We start from the raw sequence: 571 nt of genomic DNA, 5'->3' as shown, positions 1-571 counted from the left end.
TGCTCCCACTGCTTGTACGTACACGGTTTCAGGTTCTTTTTCACTCCCCTCGCCGGGGTTCTTTTCGCCTTTCCCTCACGGTACTGGTTCACTATCGGTCAGTCAGGAGTATTTAGCCTTGGAGGATGGTCCCCCCATATTCAGACAGGATACCACGTGTCCCGCCCTACTCTTCGAGTTCACAGCACATGCACTTTTGTGTACGGGACTTTCACCCTGTATCGTGCGACTTTCCAGACGCTTCCACTAACACACATGCTGATTCAGACTCTGGGCTGCTCCCCGTTCGCTCGCCGCTACTGGGGGAATCTCGGTTGATTTCTTTTCCTCGGGGTACTTAGATGTTTCAGTTCCCCCGGTTCGCTTCATTACGCTATGTATTCACGTAATGATAGTGTGTCGAAACACACTGGGTTTCCCCATTCGGAAATCGCCGGTTATAACGGTTCATATCACCTTACCGACGCTTATCGCAGATTAGCACGTCCTTCATCGCCTCTGACTGCCAGGGCATCCACCGTGTACGCTTAGTCGCTTAACCTCACAACCCGAAGATGTTTCTTTCGATTCA

Annotated in this window: 1 rRNA gene; it reads right to left on the bottom strand. The window is 51.3% G+C overall.

The features are described 5' to 3' along the window. Positions 1-541, bottom strand: a 23S ribosomal RNA gene (locus OGY10_RS00065); the annotation flags it as partial. Between the last annotated feature and the right edge of the window lie 30 nt (positions 542-571).

The sequence above is a fragment of the Citrobacter sp. Cpo148 genome (assembly GCF_030332375.1).
GTDB lineage: Bacteria > Pseudomonadota > Gammaproteobacteria > Enterobacterales > Enterobacteriaceae > Citrobacter > Citrobacter portucalensis.
This window is presented reverse-complemented; position numbering and strand designations above follow the sequence as displayed.